Origin of the sequence: Succinivibrio dextrinosolvens, from assembly GCF_900116345.1 — a bacterium.
GTDB lineage: Bacteria > Pseudomonadota > Gammaproteobacteria > Enterobacterales > Succinivibrionaceae > Succinivibrio > Succinivibrio dextrinosolvens_B.
Genome location: NZ_FPAH01000008.1, coordinates 1 through 18,497, shown reverse-complemented (window position 1 = coordinate 18,497; position 18,497 = coordinate 1). Strand labels below are relative to the sequence as shown.

Below are 18,497 nucleotides of genomic sequence, written 5' to 3'. Positions count from 1 at the left end.
TTAAAGTTCGATAGAGAATCCCATGAAAAACCATTTACTCATATCTCTGTTTTTAATCTTTGTCGCACTGCCGATTCTAATCCTGATGGTAGTTGCTCCAATGAGTACCCACAATCAGTTTATCTATGGTATAACCATGGTTACCACCTGTTTTGTGGCTCATTTCATGTCTAAAAAGCATTTCGTATCTTTAGGAATTCTGCTGGTTGCAGTTATCTCATCAACAAGATACATGTTCTTTAGAGTTACCCAGACTCTGGATTTTCCATCCTGGATTGACATGATCTTCGGATATCTGCTGCTTTTAGCTGAAATATATATTTACATCGTTCTGCTTTTAAGTTTTTTCCAGCTGTCATGGGCTCTTAAAAGAAAGATTGTGCCTCTACCAAAGGATACCTCTTCATGGCCTACCGTGGACGTGTATATTCCAACCTATAACGAGTCTTTGGATGTGGTAAAGGATACCGTACTTGCTGCTCAGTGCATGGAGTATCCAAGAGATAAGATGAAGATTTATATCCTCGATGACGGCAAGAGAAAAGAGTTCGCCTCCTTTGCCACCGAGGCCAATGTAGGCTACATCACCAGAACCCAAAACGACCATGCTAAGGCAGGTAACCTTAATCATGCAATGAAACTGACAGACGGAGAGCTGATTGCAATTTTCGACTGTGACCATATCGCCACCAAGATCTTCCTGCAGTCAACAGTAGGAGCCTTCTTAAAGGATCCTAAGCTTTCATTGGTACAGACTCCTCACCATTTCTACTCTCCTGACCCAATTCAGAGAAATCTGTATTTAGGCAGAGATATTCCTGCTGAAAACGACCTGTTCTATGGTCCGATTCAGAGAGGCAATGACAACTGGAATGCAACCTTCTTCTGTGGCTCATGTGCAGTAATCAGACGTAAGGCTCTGGATGAAATCGGAGGCTTTGCGGTAGAAACAGTTACCGAGGATGCCCACACCGCTTTAAGACTGCAGCGTAAGGGCTGGAAAACAGCCTATCTTGATCATATTCTGGCAGGAGGCCTTGCAACAGAGCGTCTGGTTCTGCATCTGCAGCAGCGTAACCGCTGGGCCCGTGGAATGGTCCAGATCTTCCGTCTTGACAATCCATTACTGGGAAGAGGACTTACTCTGGCACAAAGACTCTGTTATCTATCTGCCACCATGTATTTCTTCTTTGCAATACCGGTACTGATTTTCCTGTTCACTCCGGTACTCTATCTGCTCTTTGGTGTGTCAATTGTTCATGGCTCGGTAGAACTGCTGCTATCATATGCTATACCGCATCTGATTCTATCTATATTTGCAGCCTCAAGACTTTACGGAAAATACAGATACAGTTTCTGGGGGCCAATTTATGATCTGGTCCTATCCTTCCACCTGGTGTTGCCTACAGTGGTAACTCTGTTCTCACCTCATCACGGCTCATTTAATGTGACCGATAAAGGTGATACCGTAGATAAGTCCTACTTTGATGCGCTGTCAGTAAGACCACATCTGATCGCATGGGGAATACTTTTCCTATCAATTGTAATCGGTAGCTTAAAGCTGTTCATTCCAAATTACTTTGATGCTCAGCTTGAGCCAACAATTCTGAATATCGCCTGGACCGTGTTCAATCTTGTACTGCTGACTGCTGCAATCTGTGTTGCAAGGGAAACCGCCAATAAGAGAAAAACAGTCCGTCTGTACGTTGAAACGCCAGTTAATATCTATCAGGAAAGCGGACACTGTTCCCGTACTTTAATGAGAGATCTGTCCATGACAGGTTGTCGTGTTGACAACTTTGAAAACGGTGAACTGAATCTTGATGAAGATCCTATATCACATATTGAAATCAAAACCGAGAAACATACTTTCTGTGTTCCTGTGGAGAGAGTCATTCCTGCACAGGGAAGGGATGAGTTCATCCATATCAGATTCCTAGACGTTGATATCGATTCAAGACGAGAGTTTGTACGATTGCTGTTCGCACGTGCAGATACCTGGGTAAGACCTGAATATAAACAGGATAATCCATTCAGATCATTTATCACGATTTTAGGCTGTATTAAAGATTCCCTAACCGGAAAACGCCATCAGGACAACATCCATATTGCAGTGGTGGAACACAATGAATAATTTTGCAAAAACACTTTTATTAACATCTGCATTAGTATTCACCACCCATGGATTTGCAGATGAAAAAGCTCCTAACGCTAAAACCAATGAACTGCCTCAGGCACTTCAGGAAATACTTCTGAATTCTACTCCATTAGAGCAGAATGATAGCTACTTCACTGAGCTTTCAAGCAGTGATAATTTAAATATCAGTACACAGGAAAAAAAGGATGTCGTCTACAGTGCCGAACTATCCTTTGAAAAGCTTGGTTTCCCTCAGGGTATTACTATGACCTTAGGTCAGAAACAGAGTGGTCTGAACTTTACTCTGCCAACAGACAAGATCATAACCAAGTCCAAGCTTGAGCTCTTTATATCAGCTACTGATGGTATGGCTCAGAAAAGTCCTCACTTCTCAGTTTTTCTGAATAATCAGGAGCTGGGCTCATTTGTAATCTCAAATGTTGAGTCTTCAAGCTATGAACTCAACGTGCCTTCAGAATACCTTGCGCAGGAAAACAGCCTAACCTTTGAGCTAGAAGAAGGTCTTTCAGCAGACTGTCAGATTGACTACACCGGTTTCAATGAAATAAGCATCGAAGGAAACAGTTTCCTGTCTGTTGAAGGCAACACTATGGAAATTGACTCTGATCTAACCTTGTTCCCTCTGCCATTTTTCGACAAATACGAAATCAGCAAGGGAAAAGTGGAGTATGTTTTCTCCAAAAATCCAACTGCAACTGAGATTAAGGCTGCTCAGATGCTTTCCTCCTTCTTTGGAGACAAAGCAGAATATAGAGGCATTCAGTTCAAAGTTTCCTATGACAAACTTCCTCACAATCATTCCATATTCTTTGGAAAACCAAAAGAGAAGATAGCTGGCATTAGCCTGCCAGAAAAGAAAGGAGTATACATCAGGAACAATCCATATTTCTATCCTTACAAGATAATATATGTGGTGGCAGAGACCGATGAGGAATTCTCAAATGAACTGCTTCAGCTGTGCGATCCAATCTTCTCACCTAATGAGAAACTGGTAGATGTCTCGTACTATCCGGTTTACTCAAGAACCGTTACTGAGAGTATAGCCTACGATGCTCCAAAGTGGATTTCAACAAACAGAAAAGTCTACCTGAGAGAACTTTTAAAACCGGGACAGTCACTGACCACAAAGGGGTTCTGGCATAACTCCATTCATCTGCCTTTCAGAGCTGCACCAGATCTGTTTATGATGTACGACGGTCAGGCTGATCTGTACATATCATATGAGTTCCCAGCAGAAAAGGAACTGAATGAAAGAAACTCAGGACTTAATGTTACCCTATCAGGCATTTTCCTGGATAAACTCCCTGTTAACAAGAAAGGTCTGTTAGAGAACGCATGGCGTCTTTTTGGAGGTAATGCAAGACAGACTCACCGCCATGTGCAGCTTGACCCATCATATATATATGGTGAGAATGACATCGATCTGTATTTTGATTTAAGACTCAATGACAATGCTCCATGTGCAGTCTTTCAGAATCAGAACATCAAGAGCGTAATCGACTCCTCAAGCTATATCGATCTGTCACATTCTTCTCATTATGCAAGAATGCCAAATCTGTCCTACTTCGTAGGAGCATCATTCCCGTTCTCAAAATATGCAGATTACTCACAGACAGCGGTACTTCTGCCAGAGAATCCAACAGAGAATGAGCTTAAGTCACTGTTTGATATGGCAGCACGCAGTGGTGATGCTACAGGAGCAATGATTTCCAAGCCAATGGTACTCATGGGATTAAACGATATCCGACAGCATGAGGAAGAGCTTAACGGAAAAGATATTCTGATTGTTTCCACTCTGATTAACAAGGATTTTCTGTCTGTACTCTTTAGAAATTCAGCATTCACCTTCAACGGCTTTGAGCTGAACATCTATGACTACGGTTTCCTCAATTTCAGAGGCGGAATCATGCGAGGTCTAGAAAGACTGTTCTCGGGTGATTTCAGAAATCAGAATGCTGATGCCAACCGCTACGTAAGAACCTCCCTGGCATGGAGAGGATTTTTGAGTATGCTCTCTCCATTTGACTCAGAGAGAATCGCAGTGGTGGTAACTGCTACCGATGACAAGGAAATTGCAAAGCTTTCAAACGATCTGGACAATCCACAGATCAATCGCGAAGTTGGCGGAGATCTTACTGTTATCTCCGGAGACAACCGAGTAGTTAAATATACCGTTGGTGATTTTATCTATTCAGGAGATGTATCCACTCTCTTTAAGATCATGCATTTTGCCGGTGAACATATTCTGTGGCTGGCTATATTCTCTGTATTCATAGTTATGATGTTATCACTGATTATTTCTAAGATTCTGCAGAGACGTTCGGTAAGACGTCTCGAAGAAGGCGGATTCATGAAAGAGGATTAAGGGATTAAGATTAAGATTATGAAAAAAAATCATTTCAACAAAAGCATATTAGCACTTGTGCTAGCTCAAATACTGATCCCAGCAGCCTATGCAGCAAATGACGGTTCTTCTACGGGAACAGGAGCAAATTCAAATTATGCTCAGAGCCCTGACAACTCAGGAAATCTAAAGGACAGCCTCTTTAATCAGGCAAAGTTCTGGCATGACAAATTCCAGCATCAGAAAGCATCACAGGCCCTAAACAGGATCCTTCTAACCGATCCTAATAACGAGGAAGCCCTGTACTACATGGCTTTGTGGGCATCAGAAATCAACCAGTCCAGAACAGCTAAGACCTATAAAGACCGCCTTGCCAAGGCAAATCCAAACAGCCCGTATCTTGAGCAGCTGAATCGTTTACAGAATATGGCAAATCTCTCAACAGATCAGCTGAATCATGCAAGATCATTAAGTCAGAGCGGAAACATTTCCGCAGCAATTGCAGAATATCGCAAGATGTTCTCTGGTAATGTGCCTCCTAGCTCACTGGTATCAGAATACTATCTGACCATGGCTGGAGATAAGGTTTATTACGACAGAGCTGTAAATGATCTTGTATCCTACATCAAAAACAATCCAAATGATGTCAACGCCCAGATAACCTACGGTAAAATTTTAACCTACCGTAAGGCAACACTGCGTAAGGGTATTGAGCTTCTGGAATTCTACTCCAACCGTTCACAGGATGCAGACAAGGCCCTACATCAGGCTCTGTTATGGCTGACTCCAACCACTGCAGATGAAGAGCTGTACAAACGCTATGCTGCAAGACACGGCAGCAACACTGATGTAATCAAACATTACGAGGATACTATTGTCGGCAGCCTGACCGAAAAGGCATATTCAAAGAGAGCTTCTGATAAAAAAGGCTCAATTGAAGAGTTTGAGAAGATCCTTGCCCATAATCCAAATAATCAGAATGCTTTAGAAGCATTAGGCTATATCTATCTTGAGGATAAGGATTACTCAAAAGCAGCTGATTACCTGCAGCGAGCATCTGAGCAGGGAGGCAGCAAGGCAGGTAAATTAGGTCATGATGCACTCATGGCAAAAGCAAACTTCAATCTGTCATTAAACAACTATGCTCAGGCCAACGCCATTATCGATGAGGTTCTGGCATCTACTCCAAATGACAAGGATGCCCTATTTATCAAGGCAAATGTAAATATGAAGCAGAAGAATCTTTCTGCTGCAGAAAAAGCCTTAAATGATATTCTGGCACAGGATTCAACCAATGAAGGAGCAATCGAGACACTGTACTACCTGTACCGTAGTGCCGGAAATCAGACTAAGGCCAAAGAGATTTTAGACAATGCTCCCCTGTTATTACGAGACAAGATTATAAAGGCCACAACAGTTAAAGCATATGTTGATCCAATTCCAGGCATCAGACGCAATGCAGAAAATCTGGCTCTTGGCGGTAATATTGAAGGAGCGGTTGATGTCTTGAATGCAGGAGTCAACAAGTATCCAAATTCAACATGGCTGCACTATGATCTTGCTAAATACCTGTCAAAACAGGGCTACAGTGCCGGCTCAAATTCTCATATTCAGTATCTGACCCGTAATGGCGCAAGCAATGAGGATTTATATGCAGCGGCAATGCTTTTAAATGAACAGAAGCAGTATGCAATGGCTTTAAATGCTATCTCAAGGTCAGGTATGACAAATCATAAGGCAAAGGCCTTAAAAGAAGAGATTCTAAGAAACAGAACCTTCTCAGAGGTTGAGCTTTATCTGCATCAGGGAAATCCTCATGCAGCCCTGAATACACTTCAGTCCATGAATATCTCCCCAGCAACCTTGAAGACCAGTCAGTTAGGTCATCTTGCCTATCTGTACTTAAAGTGCGGTCAGAAGGATAGAGCTTTAGATCTTGCAAATCAGGCAATGTTAAGATCAGCAGATCCTACAGCTGGTATTGATGAGTACGCAGATATCGTTACCGTTTATACAGAAACAGGTAATTATGATAAGGCCAGAGAGATCACGAACAATATGTCCATACTTGCAAATTCAAGTGCCAAGGCAATTGATGATCTGAGCGTTGGAGACTCTATCCGCAAGGCAGATGCACTACGTGAACTTAAACGTAATGCCGATGCTTATGACACTCTGTATCCTCTGATTCAAGCAAATCCTGACAGCCCAGCCCTTAATATGGCTATGGCCCGTCTGTATCAGGATAACGGCATGTATGATGAGGCATATACTATCTATGAAAATGTTTTAAGAACCGAGCCAAACTCTCAGGATGCCCTTAAAGGAGCCATCAATGCTGCCATGTCAAACAAGGAATACGAAACTGCAACTCAGCTTGCCCAGAGACTGGCACCAAGTGATGATCCTCAGACTCTGACACTGATGGCTAAAGTAGATAACAAGAACAAGAATTACGAAGGAGCACTGGCCAAGTTAAAGCGAGCTCGTACTCTTTTAGACGGACGTTATGAGATTCTTCCAGACTCTCATCTATCAACCTCTATGACAGCACCGGCTAACACTATTGTTCATCAGCCAGGTAACCCATTCTCTAACCGAAAGGCTTCTCTATCGGCCACAAATAAGCCTGATCAGGTGGTACTGCCTTGGACCGTGAATAGCAATTCCGCTTATTCATCAGGTGTGAATATGAAGCCAAAGGATAGAGTGGATGCATTAAATGAAGTAAACTTCATGATTAGAGATCTGCAGGACAAGCTTGCAACTACAGTCAAGATTGGAGTAGAAGCAAATCAGAAGGATGGTGAAGAAGGACTTAGCAAAGTCAATTATATGGCTGTTCCTGTAACTTTGTCTACGCCTGTATTTGACGGAGCTAAGCTTGAAATGAACGTAACTCCTGACTCTATGTACGCAGGAGATGTGTCAATCCAGTCCTCGGAAAAATGGGGAACCAATGCTCTGAATATTGGCCTGCAGAATTTAGTACAAAGAGTCAATGCAATTCAGACGACCTTTAAGGCAGATTACGAGGCTGCATTAAATGCTTATAATGCACAGTATGCTGCATGGAAAGCTTCTCCAGAAACTGTAAAAAAACCACAAAGCCTAGAAGAAACTTTTTTATCGACTTTTAAAAATAATCACGGATTGAATAATATATCAGATCAAGCACTGTTAGCACTTCTTGCAGGAAATAATCCAAACCAATATTCAAACTTGTCATCTTTTGTTTACGGTTTAAACAGCATTAATGCTGCCTCAATGAATCTTACCACTGAAATTGGTCGTCATAATCTGCTCGCCTATTTACGTTCAATGGGAGGAGAAGCAAGAAATGTTCTGTATGCAGTCAATCAGTATTCCAATATCACCACCGTTATGGCTAACGCAAAAGTCAACCGAACTTCAGGGGTAGGATTTAATCTTGGATTATCAGATGACAACTACAAGATTAATTTGGGTGTAACACCTGTAGGAAAGCATGGAACGACCCTTGTGGGAGGAGTTCTATTCAAATACCCGGTAACCCAGAATGGAGAACTGAGATTCAATGCCTCACGTTCAGCCGTTAAGGATTCTCTATTATCCTACTACGGATACAAGGATGAGCTCTCAGGAACCTATTGGGGCGGAGTCACTAAAAACGGACTAAAACTTGAATACGGCTATGATGATGGATTTCTGGGAGGCTATCTTGGAGGCTCATATTACAATTACAAAGGTAAGAACGTGCTCTCAAACAAAAACGTCGGTCTGAATGGAGGACTCTATGTACATCCATTCAAGCCAACCATGTATCAGGATCTAACTGTAGGTTTCGACCTGAACTACGAGGAATATAAGTACAATGAGAACTACTTTACTTTCGGACACGGAGGTTATTTCAGTCCACAGAAATACTTTGTAGCATCAATTCCTGTCAACTACAAAAAGAAAACCGAGAATCTAGAGCTGAACGCTAATATATCTTTAGGATATCAGAATTATCATGAAGATGAATCTCCTTATTATCCTACAAATGCAGATTATCAAGATGCAGCAGAATTTCTTGCCAATTACGGCTTTATCCAATCCGCTATATATCCAGCCAAGGATAAAAGCGGTATTGGAGGTTCAGCTAAGATTACTCTTGACTACTATCTGCTTGACGATCTCCTAATTGGAGGCAAGATTGGCTACAATACCTTCGGCGAGTACAAGGAAATGACTGAAATGCTGTACATCAAGTCTGTTCTTGGAGGCATGTAATGAAAAGTTATTATTCTTCCTCGTATAAAACAGATGTAAATGGCTATATTGAAATTCTGGTGCAGATCATCAAAATGATGAACATCAATGCCAGCAACAGAGAGGTTAATGACTTTCTGTTTGAGGTTGGGGTGAACCTTGCCAACAGACATTCAGTAAAGGCTGCTGACACGCTATCAGCCTTGCATCTTGAAATTAATGAAATTCTCTCAAAGCTTGGATTTGGAGTCTGTCAGATTGAGGATGCAGGCAATCGTGTTATTATTAAACATCATGATCTCCCTGTAATTGAGGACAGAGATTACAAAGATAAATGGCTACAGTATTTCTGTGTGATTATGTGCGGTCTTTACAACTGCTGGTTCCGACAGACAGGTTCACCTTCAGAGCTTATCTGTAGAATCAAGGAAATCATATCGCCATGTGATGCTGTATTTGAATTCAAAAAAGCTTAAAACTATATAATGGGCTTTCTATGAAAATTAAAGACCTTTTAAAAAAATCTCTTACTACTGCCTTAGTGATTGCATCACTGTCATCTACTGCATTTGCATCTGTCTGGGACGACTACAAACAGAGATATCTTGCAGCGGACGGATCCATCATCGATACAGGGAACAACAAGATTTCCCATACTGAAGGACAGAGCTACGGTCTGCTTTTTTCACTATACTTTGATGATCAGGATGCCTTCACTAAGATTTTAAACTGGACAGATAACAATCTTTATAATCAGGAAAAAGGTCTGTATATCTGGGCATATAAAAGAAACGAGAACGATCCTCTGACCGATAAGAACAATGCAACCGACGGTGATCTGATGATTGCCTGGGTTCTGCTTGAGGCAGCAAAGAAATGGAATAATCCTGATTACAGAAAAAAAGGAGAAAAGCTTCTATCTGTAATTCAGAATACACTGATTGTAGACTTTGCCAGAAAGCCAGTACTGCTTCCAGGTCTTGTAAGTTTTCTTGAAAACAGCAGTGTAACCATTAACCCATCCTATTATATCTATCCAGCTTTAAAGACAATCAATAAGCATACCTATCAGAAAAAATGGAAACAGTTATCTGATGAAGGCAAGAGAATGATCTCCGCTGTTGAGGGACGAAAGATTCCAATTACCCCTGACTGGATCACCAAGGATCTTAATGGAAAAGTTCACGTCTCCGACAGATGGCCTGCAAGATCAAGCTATGATGCCATCAGAGTTCCTGTATATCTGTACTGGGAAGATGAGAATGCGCCTGAGCTTGCTGAGTGGAAAAAGTGGTTTTCCTCTTTCCCTGCTGACAGTACTCCTGCCTACGTGGATGTACTCTCAGGAGAAAAAGCTAATTACAACATGAGTTCAGGACTTCTGAACGTCAGAAAGCTGGTTTTAGGAGAAAATGTTTCCGAGCCAGTTTTCACCGACAAGGATGACTATTACAACGCAAGTCTGTCCATACTAGCATATTTAGCTTACAATCATGCCTTCTCACAAAAATAATCATGACTAAAGCACGAATATCTTTTCGTGCTTTATATATGTTCTTACAGAATAATAGAAAATTATTATAGACTGCCTTCCCTGCTCTTAGACAGTTAATCTAAGAGCTTTTAATTTGTTCATTGTCCTAGATCTTTCCTATACTTGAGATAGAGTTATAGGAGAGCAGTTATGAAAATCTCACTTGATTCCTTCCTTGTTAAAGACAAAATTTCTCTAGGTGATATCAGTACCAAAGCTGATCCAAAAGTAAAAAGAGATGAGGTTGAATCATCCTTATTTCCTCAGATAACCCAGGAAATCTGTACTCTGCAGGAGAAACTGTGGGCTGAGAATAAACATGGTCTTATTATTCTTTTTCAGGGCATGGATGCAGCAGGTAAGGACAGCGCTGTAAAAAGAGTGTTCTCTGAGGTAAATCCGGCAGGTCTTTCCATTGTCTCTTTCAAAGCTCCATCTGAAGAAGAACTTGATCATGACTACCTGTGGAGAATCAACCGAGCTCTGCCTCCACGTGGAGTGATTGGAATCTTCAACCGCTCTCACTATGAGGATGTGGTAACGGTAAGACTGCATGATCTGATTAAAAACGGTCCCCTGCCTGATGAGATAAAAAATGACTCTGATATCTGGAAGGATAGATATGAGCAGATCTGCAACTGGGAAAAGTATCTGTATCAGAACGGCTTTCATATGATTAAGATTTTCCTGCATGTCTCAAAGGATGAGCAGAGAAAACGTCTGGCAGAAAGACTTATAAATCCAGATAAGCACTACAAGTTTGACCTCGGTGATATCAGAGAGCGTCAGTACTGGGATCGCTATCAGGATTTATACAGCGATATGCTGTACCGTTCCTCCACCAAGTATGCTCCATGGTATGTACTTCCTGCTGATAACAAATGGTTTACAAGATTACTGATAGCAATGCTGGTGAGAGATAATCTTGCCGCAATTGATCCTCACTTCCCTGAATTGTCAGAGGATGTAAAGAGTCAGCTGCATACAGTTAAATCACTGTTTGAGGATGTTGACATAAAGGAGTTTGGAGATGCCCTTCTAAAACTCTCAAAGACCAAGAAAAAGTAAGATAGATTTAACTAGATTAAAAGCATATCTCGTCCAGAGAATTTAGAACATCAGTCCTATTCTTTGGATGAGATCATTTCTGAACCTTCTCTGTTTCAAAATCAATATAAAAAGATTCATTTTTTGTCAAAAATAATCAGATCTATAGCACGAATACCAATTTCCTGCTTTAAAAAAATATCCATATATTTCATACTTTACATAAGACAAACAACAAACGGTATATCCCACCAGAATGGATGTATCAGAGGAGATTTTTATGATTAAAGTTAGCTACGGTTCTAAGAGTCTTAATGATCTTAATCGCAATAACTACCATAACAAAAAGAAAGTGAAAGCAGATCCTCAGCAGGAAAAAATACAAAACATGCTGAAATCCGTAATGTCCGGCGCAGAAGGAGTTATCAGAAAACAAATCGAACAGCAGAAAGCGGAGAAGAAAAATATGAATGATATTTTAGAATCTGCTGAAGGGCTGTTTGGAACAAAAGCCAATACCGAATCTGATAATAACATCTCTATTGACGGCACTGTGTTTACCAAAGATGAACTGCAGAAGTCCGTAGGCTTACTAAAAGGAGCACAAGGAGAATTATCCTCTCACATCACCGAGTCCAAGCTTCTTGATTACCTCAATTACGGCCAGTTTGAAGTTGTCCGCAACATTGTCGATAAATATTCAAAGAAGAATCTGAATACCGAGCAGGGCGAGCTGATTAACAAAGCCTTAAACAGCTTTATCGACAAAGCACAGGATCTTAATGAAAACATCATCAAGCGTTTCTTTGAGAAAACCCAGGATCAATACTACGGTTATAAAGTTGCAGATACAGCTGTAATTGATGATCTGGCAACCGTAACCGATGATAAGGTAGTTGCATCTAATCTTGAGCTTATTAACAGAATCACTACTCTTTTCAGCACGGTGGATTTCTCAGACGAAGCCTCTGTAACCAAGGCCATAAAGGAATACAAAGAACTTGTAACTCCTGCCTACAAGGAAGTTACAGAAGATGAAGAGAAACTTGAAGACAAGCTAAGCTATGATGAACTCACTTTGGAGAAGACTGTAAAAAGTATTCTTGCAGCAGCACATGGAATGAACCATATTTCAGATGAAGCTTAGCCGATACATTTAAATCCAGCTCTGATTTTTCAATCTGAACGGCACACAGCATTTTCAAATCGTTGAAGTGTGCCGTTTTTATTAGCATCCAAAATAATGAGTATTTTTGAAAACGTCTCGTGACATTTGAGAAAACAGAAGGATTTCTTCCCTACTCTCTATGTCTTCTATCATGATTTCTGTAGTACTCAGCCTTGGCATCATACATTTTCTTATCAGCTTTTTTCATAGATTCTTCAATCTTTCGAGAATCCTCACACCACTCAAAGCCAACAGCCAGAGAAGAGGCATTATCAATTTGACTGGCTTCCACAAGATTATCTCGAACCTTTTCAAATGAGCCTAAGGAGATATTAGGTATAATGGCTATAAATTCATCACCGCCATTTCTATAGACATTAGTCTCTCCGCAGAATCTGAAGAGCAGATTAGCAGCTCCACATATAGCCTCATCGCCTGCTGCATGGCCATGATTATCATTGATAAGCTTAAGGCCATTGAGATCTGCAAAGACAATTCCCAGCATAGAGGATACCTTTTTTAGCTCGGAGATTTTTTCAAACAGAGCATTACGGCTGCCTGCTCCGGTTAAAGCATCATGAGAACTCAAGCGTTTCAGTTTATCAAGAGATACACTTAAAGCCTTGCGATCAGCAATAAAGAAGGAAACTGTCTCCAGAAGACGTCTGGTATCTACCAGCTCGTCAGCTCGATAATTCTCAGCTACAAGATATCCCTTAAGCTTACCATTGTTATAAAGAGGGGTAGCAATGAAATTGGTGATATTAAGCTTCTTCAGGAACTCATAGAGCTTAGGACTGAATTCAGAAACCACCTCAGTATCGTGAACCACAACGCTTGATTCATTAAACAGGATCTTCTCCCAGTAGCTTATAACACGATAATCAAATTTGCTAGGGTAGCCAGAAAGCGTTTCAATGCCCTTCCGGCACCAGTCATGAGTTCTTGATACCTGCCAGCCGTCAATATCAAAGATAAACAGTCTGTCAGGATGAATAATTGTGCCAAGATAATTAAAAGCCTCAGAAATAGATACATTGATATTGTTTTCACTGTTTAAGGTTCTGGCAATTCTGATAATGCAATCATCCGTGGTCTTGCTGCGAGTTAGTCTGTCAAAAGACTTTTTGTCCTCATCAACAATAGTAAACATTATCGAGCAGCAGCCTGGTTTTGACGATGGCGTGCAGTAGAACTGTACCCAGTGATGAATAACATCCGCGAATATTCTGCCAGAGCAGACTTCACCCAGACAGGATCTTCTGGTGAACTGAAGCCACTGCACATCAGAGTTTGGGAATACTTCCCTGTAGGTATGACCAACAACCTCATCTACAGTTTTTCCGGAGATTTCACAGTATTTGCTGTTAACAAACATATACTGCAGATCAGTAACCTTTTCATCTTCGATAATAGGATGAACCAAAGCATATGGCAATGGCAAATCAGAATAGATATCTCCGGTTGCAATGTTCTTGAGAGAAACTCTATCCTGACTTGATCTCATGCGTTTAGATGCAAGTTCCAAAACTTTCTGAGCGTTTGAGGATTCGGAACCTTTGGCAATACCCAGAGCAGCCGACAACGAACATTTGTGGGAATCAACCTGTCTTATCTTACTGATTTCATCCTTAAGCTTCTGCAGAATTTTTGTCAGACTATCATTGTTGTCGCGATAACAGATAATAAATCTTCCTGACTGGAGTCTTCCTAAGGATGTCATTGGTGTAAAGACTGATTTTATTTTTTCTGCGATTTTCTTTAATACCTTTTCTGAAAATGCCAGACCGAATTCACGTCTTAGCAAGGTAATCGCACCAACATCACAAAGAATTACAGTATAGTCACGATTATGATCTCGAAGCTCATTTTCCATTCCAAACAGAGCTAAAAGAATGCCTCTAGAGTTCATAAAGCCAGTTACAGGATCAACGAATCTTGAATTCTGAGAGGACTCTTCAGTATTTTCTTTATCGGACAGATCAATAAAATACCCCATAAGGCCGATTATTTTGCCTTTTTTATAGATTGGGAACTTGGTAGCGGATATAGGTCTTAGCACTCCGTCGACCACACATTCTCCATCTGAGTTTCTGATAATTTTACCTTTTTTGAGAACATTGAGTTCATCCTGACGGTATGGAGCATTATTGGCGTGCCAGCCAACCTCTTCATCGGTTTTCCCCTTGATCTCATCAAAGGATTTTAAGTTGTAGTAATCAAGAAACGATTTGCTTACACCGGCAAAACGGCGCTGGGAGTCTTTCCAGAAAAACTTCACATGACTCTGTTCCATCATGGTTCGCCACAGCAGAGCATCCTTGGCAATAGCAGAGTTGGAGGTCTTGTTTTCGTCAAAGCCGAAATAACGGTTTACAGTGGATACTATGTCTGACTGATAATCCATTGAAGAGGCCTTGATACAAACGAACATCTTCTTATTATCAGTCTCAGGCACAGTGATAATAATGAAATCCTTCCATTCATAATTACCATCTGCCTTTTTAATTCTGAAGGAATCCTCATAGAAGCCGCGATTATATTTATTGATATTCTCAATCAGAAAATCCTTGGTCATAAACTGACGACAGCGATCAAGATCATCTGGATAAATATGACGGACAGGATAGTTGGAATAGAATTTCTTTAAGCCGTAAAGAACATCACCGCTTCTCTCTGACGGTATATCACTGAAAATCACCGTTCTAGAATCAGTATTCATATCAACGAGATAAATACTGTCAAAAATTGAAATAATATTGCGCAGAGTGTTGTCTAAAAGCTGATTCTGCTTGATGCCAAAATCATAGTTAACAACATCGATGTGAGCTAACAGCAGAGAGTAATTACGATTTCTGACCACCTGTTCAAAAGAGAAAAGATAATAATTGCCTCTATCCACAAATACCATCTTCTCTTCACCGCCATTGACGATAGCTCTTTTAGCAAGATTTCTGAATTTTCTGCTTAAAACTGAATCAGAGGAATTCATATTGATTCTGATGGCATCAGCATCTGAGATCTTATCAGACATAATAATGTCTCTGTAGGCATCATTCTCACGCAGAAGCAGGAATGTTTTATCCTTGCCGTACAGAAACAGAGCTGTAGGAGTATCATCTGGAATCTCAACCAGACCGGCCTGCTCAAAGAAAGAGGAGGCCTCACGGCTTTCACAGAGCAAGCCTTTCTTTTCAATATATGGATAAATGTCAGCAAAGCTCATAGGGGATCCAAAATAATAGCCCTGGAGCTTTTCACATCCGATTTTAGTTAAAAACTCAATCTGCTCCTCAGTCTCAACTCCTTCAGCCAGAGTATGAATGCCAAGTTTTTTTGCCATCTGAATCGTCTGAGTGATAATAATCTGAGATCGCTTGTTCAGATTGGACAGGAACTCCATATCAATTTTAATTTCATTGAAATTAAAATCCTTTAAAACATTCAGAGAGGAATAGCCTGAACCATAGTCATCCATCCACACATCAATACCTATTTCATGGAATCTCTCTATCATGCCGCGCATCAGGGCATAATCCTTGATAACAGCAGACTCGGTAATTTCCACAACAAAATAGTCTGAAGGAAGAGCAAACTCTTTTAAAAGGCTTTCAAGACTGCTTACAGGATCTCCTAAGGTAAAATCATGTCGAGAGAAATTCAGGGAAACCGGTACAACATTTTTTCCCTCATCAAGCATAGTTCGCATGATCTGTGCTGTACGACGGGCCACAGCCATATCGAGCTTAAATGAAAGACCGTTGTTCTCCAGAACTGAGATAAACTGCCCTGGCTGAAGAAAACCATAGGTAGGGTCATCCCAGCGGGCAAGAGCTTCGAAACTGCAGATCCTCCTGGTAAGAGTTCTGATTACAGGCTGAAGATAGACACGAATCCAGCCACGCTCAATAGCCTGATCAAGATGGGAGACAATATATTCCTTTAAAAGATAATCAGAACTCATCTTTTCATTGAACCAGGTATAGCGTGATTCAATGGAGGATTTATTGATATCTGCCGCCATTTTGGCTTTATCTATGGCATAGATGATATTCTCATCCACATGCGATATAGCATATATTCCGGCCCTGGCGTTTAAAGTCTTGCCGGAATTGGTATTGGCAAGAGCACTGAAGATACTATGCAGGCACTCCTCAATCTTCTCAGTTGAGCTGATAACCGCAAACTGATCACTTCCGAAACGGCAGCAGTTGCCCTTCCCGAATTTAGCTACCAGAATATTAGCAAAACATACTAAAAGATTGTCGCCTTCATCAAAGCCATAACGAAGATTAAAGGCCTTCATACCTGCAAGATCAAAGAAAATAACCGCAGGGATTTTCCCTAGGGAATAGATTTCATCAACAGAATTAGGGGCTAAAAACTGAAACTCTCTGATGCTGGCAAGATTAGTTAAAGGATCATAGCCGGTGGGGCTAATATGAGAATTAAAAAGACGGCTACCGCCACCTGCAGCTGCAGGTAATAGAGGAGAATATAGCTTTTTCTTCATCAGTACCCCAAATTTTCTACCAGATGAAAACAGAATTTCTATTGACTCATGCTCACCTTCAAAAGAGACTTAACGATGCTATAGGTAGATTTCTGATTATCGTATTATTTAGAGAACATGAGTTACATAATTATCCTTGCATACTCTTTTATGTTAACTTCAAAAGCAGTTCAAAATCTTTTTTTAATCCCAATTATTAGCGTGGTATTACATTTTTTTTTCTAAAAAACAAACCTATATACCAGATTTTAGACAAAATTTCAGTCACATAGAGAATTTGTTTTGACACAATGATGTGTAGCCTACGCTACATTTTTAGAAATAAATTCCTAAGAATAGCCTTTTTTTTAACGAGATTTTATGGCTGAATTGTTTGATACCTTCTAGAATTAGATTAGACAGTTTTAAATAAGCACTAATCATTTCACAATAAGGATCCATCAAAATATGGATGCAGCAAGTATCGACAGAATGCTAGAATCTCTGGACTCGCCAAAAATTGCGAAGTTTGGATCTAATCCGCTTTCCTCTACTCTTATACCGGGATTTGGGTATCTTTTCATGTGCATGAGGACTAAGACACTGATGATCTATACCCGAATTGACAGACTAGGAGCAGAATGCAAGGCCTTCCCGGAGCTTTTTGAAATGCTTCTGACATCGGATGTTTCTGCAGGCAGATTCAATAACCTAAGACTAGCCTATGACAGTGACACCACTGTTTTATGGATATGTTATGACATCAAACTTGACGAGCTGACCACAATCGTACTTCGGGATGGTATCAACGACTTTATTAACAATGCCAAAAGCTTTAAAAAACTGATGAAGACCCAGCTTCTGGATGTAATAATGCAGACCCTAAGAAGCAGTCAGGGACTCACCGATGAATCTGTACAGTTATCTCCTGATATGGAGCAGTCCTGTGCCTTAAGTCTTTCCGTTTCCAATATTACTGCAGAAAAGAATTACGAACAGAATAAGCCTCTTAGCACCCAACCTAATATTCAGGCTCAGCTTAAGCAGAACATGGTCTCTGCCGCAGGAGCTCAAGGAATAGGAGGAGGACCTGGAGAAGCAGGCAATCCACAGGAGCCAGAACTGGTTGATGTGATGATTGCTCAGAGTATGTTTATGCTCGCCTGATATATTCTGCAACTATTCCAGAACAACAATCCGGCTTAAAGCTGGATTGTTGTTTTATATATATGGACCCACTTGAATGTGCAACAGATTTTTGATCAACCTTATATAACGAAGTAAATGCAGCTATATATCCGGCCTCTTGTTGAGTATGCCTACTCTGGCCTCTATGGTTTGTGCGACTGTATTCCTTAATTAAATTAGCGGTATTTTGTACCATTATAAAACTCAGGTTTGATACAGTCCGGTTTTACCTGTTGTGCCAGTTTATCTTTCTCTGTGCATTTCCCTAGGTGGGAACTTTTTTTTGTTACATCTCCTTTGAGTTTATAACAAAATCCTTTAACATAGCTTCAT

The 18,497-nt window shown here is 40.7% G+C and carries 9 protein-coding genes; 8 read left to right on the top strand and 1 reads right to left on the bottom strand.

Going from position 1 to position 18,497, the window contains the following annotated elements:
- Positions 1-22 precede the first annotated feature (22 nt).
- The 7 genes from bcsA (at position 23) to BM308_RS03870 (ending at position 12,463) form a co-directional block, all read left to right on the top strand.
- Complete coding sequence (gene bcsA / locus BM308_RS03900) at positions 23-2,134, top strand: UDP-forming cellulose synthase catalytic subunit (protein ID WP_074943032.1); 2,112 nt, start codon at positions 23-25, stop codon at positions 2,132-2,134.
- Entirely contained in the window at positions 2,127-4,523 is a 2,397-nt protein-coding gene (locus BM308_RS03895; RefSeq protein ID WP_074943031.1) for a cellulose biosynthesis cyclic di-GMP-binding regulatory protein BcsB, read from the top strand. The genes bcsA and BM308_RS03895 overlap by 8 nt, the downstream gene beginning before the upstream one ends.
- Before the next feature lie 18 nt (positions 4,524-4,541).
- Positions 4,542-8,756, top strand: coding sequence for a cellulose synthase subunit BcsC-related outer membrane protein (locus BM308_RS03890; RefSeq protein WP_074943029.1), 4,215 nt, complete (start codon positions 4,542-4,544; stop codon positions 8,754-8,756).
- Entirely contained in the window at positions 8,756-9,211 is a 456-nt protein-coding gene (gene bcsD, locus BM308_RS03885) for a cellulose biosynthesis protein BcsD (RefSeq protein WP_074943028.1), read from the top strand. The genes BM308_RS03890 and bcsD overlap by 1 nt, the downstream gene beginning before the upstream one ends.
- 20 nt (positions 9,212-9,231) lie before the next feature.
- Positions 9,232-10,248 (top strand): family 8 glycosyl hydrolase, encoded by a 1,017-nt coding sequence (locus tag BM308_RS03880; protein ID WP_074943026.1) that lies wholly within the window; start codon positions 9,232-9,234, stop codon positions 10,246-10,248.
- 171 nt (positions 10,249-10,419) lie between these two features.
- Complete coding sequence (locus BM308_RS03875) at positions 10,420-11,337, top strand: PPK2 family polyphosphate kinase (RefSeq protein ID WP_143098558.1); 918 nt, start codon at positions 10,420-10,422, stop codon at positions 11,335-11,337.
- 259 nt (positions 11,338-11,596) lie between these two features.
- Positions 11,597-12,463, top strand: coding sequence for a hypothetical protein (locus BM308_RS03870; protein WP_074943025.1), 867 nt, complete (start codon positions 11,597-11,599; stop codon positions 12,461-12,463).
- A gap of 151 nt (positions 12,464-12,614) precedes the next feature.
- Here the strand turns inward: BM308_RS03870 and BM308_RS03865 are convergent, their stop codons facing one another.
- Complete coding sequence (locus BM308_RS03865) at positions 12,615-16,997, bottom strand: EAL domain-containing protein (RefSeq protein ID WP_074943023.1); 4,383 nt, start codon at positions 16,995-16,997, stop codon at positions 12,615-12,617.
- A 447-nt stretch (positions 16,998-17,444) separates the two neighbouring features.
- Between BM308_RS03865 and BM308_RS03860 the strand changes: the two genes are divergently transcribed.
- Positions 17,445-18,143 (top strand): type III secretion system chaperone, encoded by a 699-nt coding sequence (locus BM308_RS03860; protein ID WP_074943021.1) that lies wholly within the window; start codon positions 17,445-17,447, stop codon positions 18,141-18,143.
- Positions 18,144-18,497 lie beyond the last annotated feature (354 nt).

Coding starts and splice junctions, on each gene's coding strand:
- bcsA (WP_074943032.1), top strand. CDS start 23: ATGAAAAACCATTTACTCATATCTCTGTTTTTAATCTTTGTCGCACTG.
- BM308_RS03895 (WP_074943031.1), top strand. CDS start 2,127: ATGAATAATTTTGCAAAAACACTTTTATTAACATCTGCATTAGTATTC.
- BM308_RS03890 (WP_074943029.1), top strand. CDS start 4,542: ATGAAAAAAAATCATTTCAACAAAAGCATATTAGCACTTGTGCTAGCT.
- bcsD (WP_074943028.1), top strand. CDS start 8,756: ATGAAAAGTTATTATTCTTCCTCGTATAAAACAGATGTAAATGGCTAT.
- BM308_RS03880 (WP_074943026.1), top strand. CDS start 9,232: ATGAAAATTAAAGACCTTTTAAAAAAATCTCTTACTACTGCCTTAGTG.
- BM308_RS03875 (WP_143098558.1), top strand. CDS start 10,420: ATGAAAATCTCACTTGATTCCTTCCTTGTTAAAGACAAAATTTCTCTA.
- BM308_RS03870 (WP_074943025.1), top strand. CDS start 11,597: ATGATTAAAGTTAGCTACGGTTCTAAGAGTCTTAATGATCTTAATCGC.
- BM308_RS03865 (WP_074943023.1), bottom strand. CDS start 16,997: ATGAAGAAAAAGCTATATTCTCCTCTATTACCTGCAGCTGCAGGTGGC.
- BM308_RS03860 (WP_074943021.1), top strand. CDS start 17,445: ATGGATGCAGCAAGTATCGACAGAATGCTAGAATCTCTGGACTCGCCA.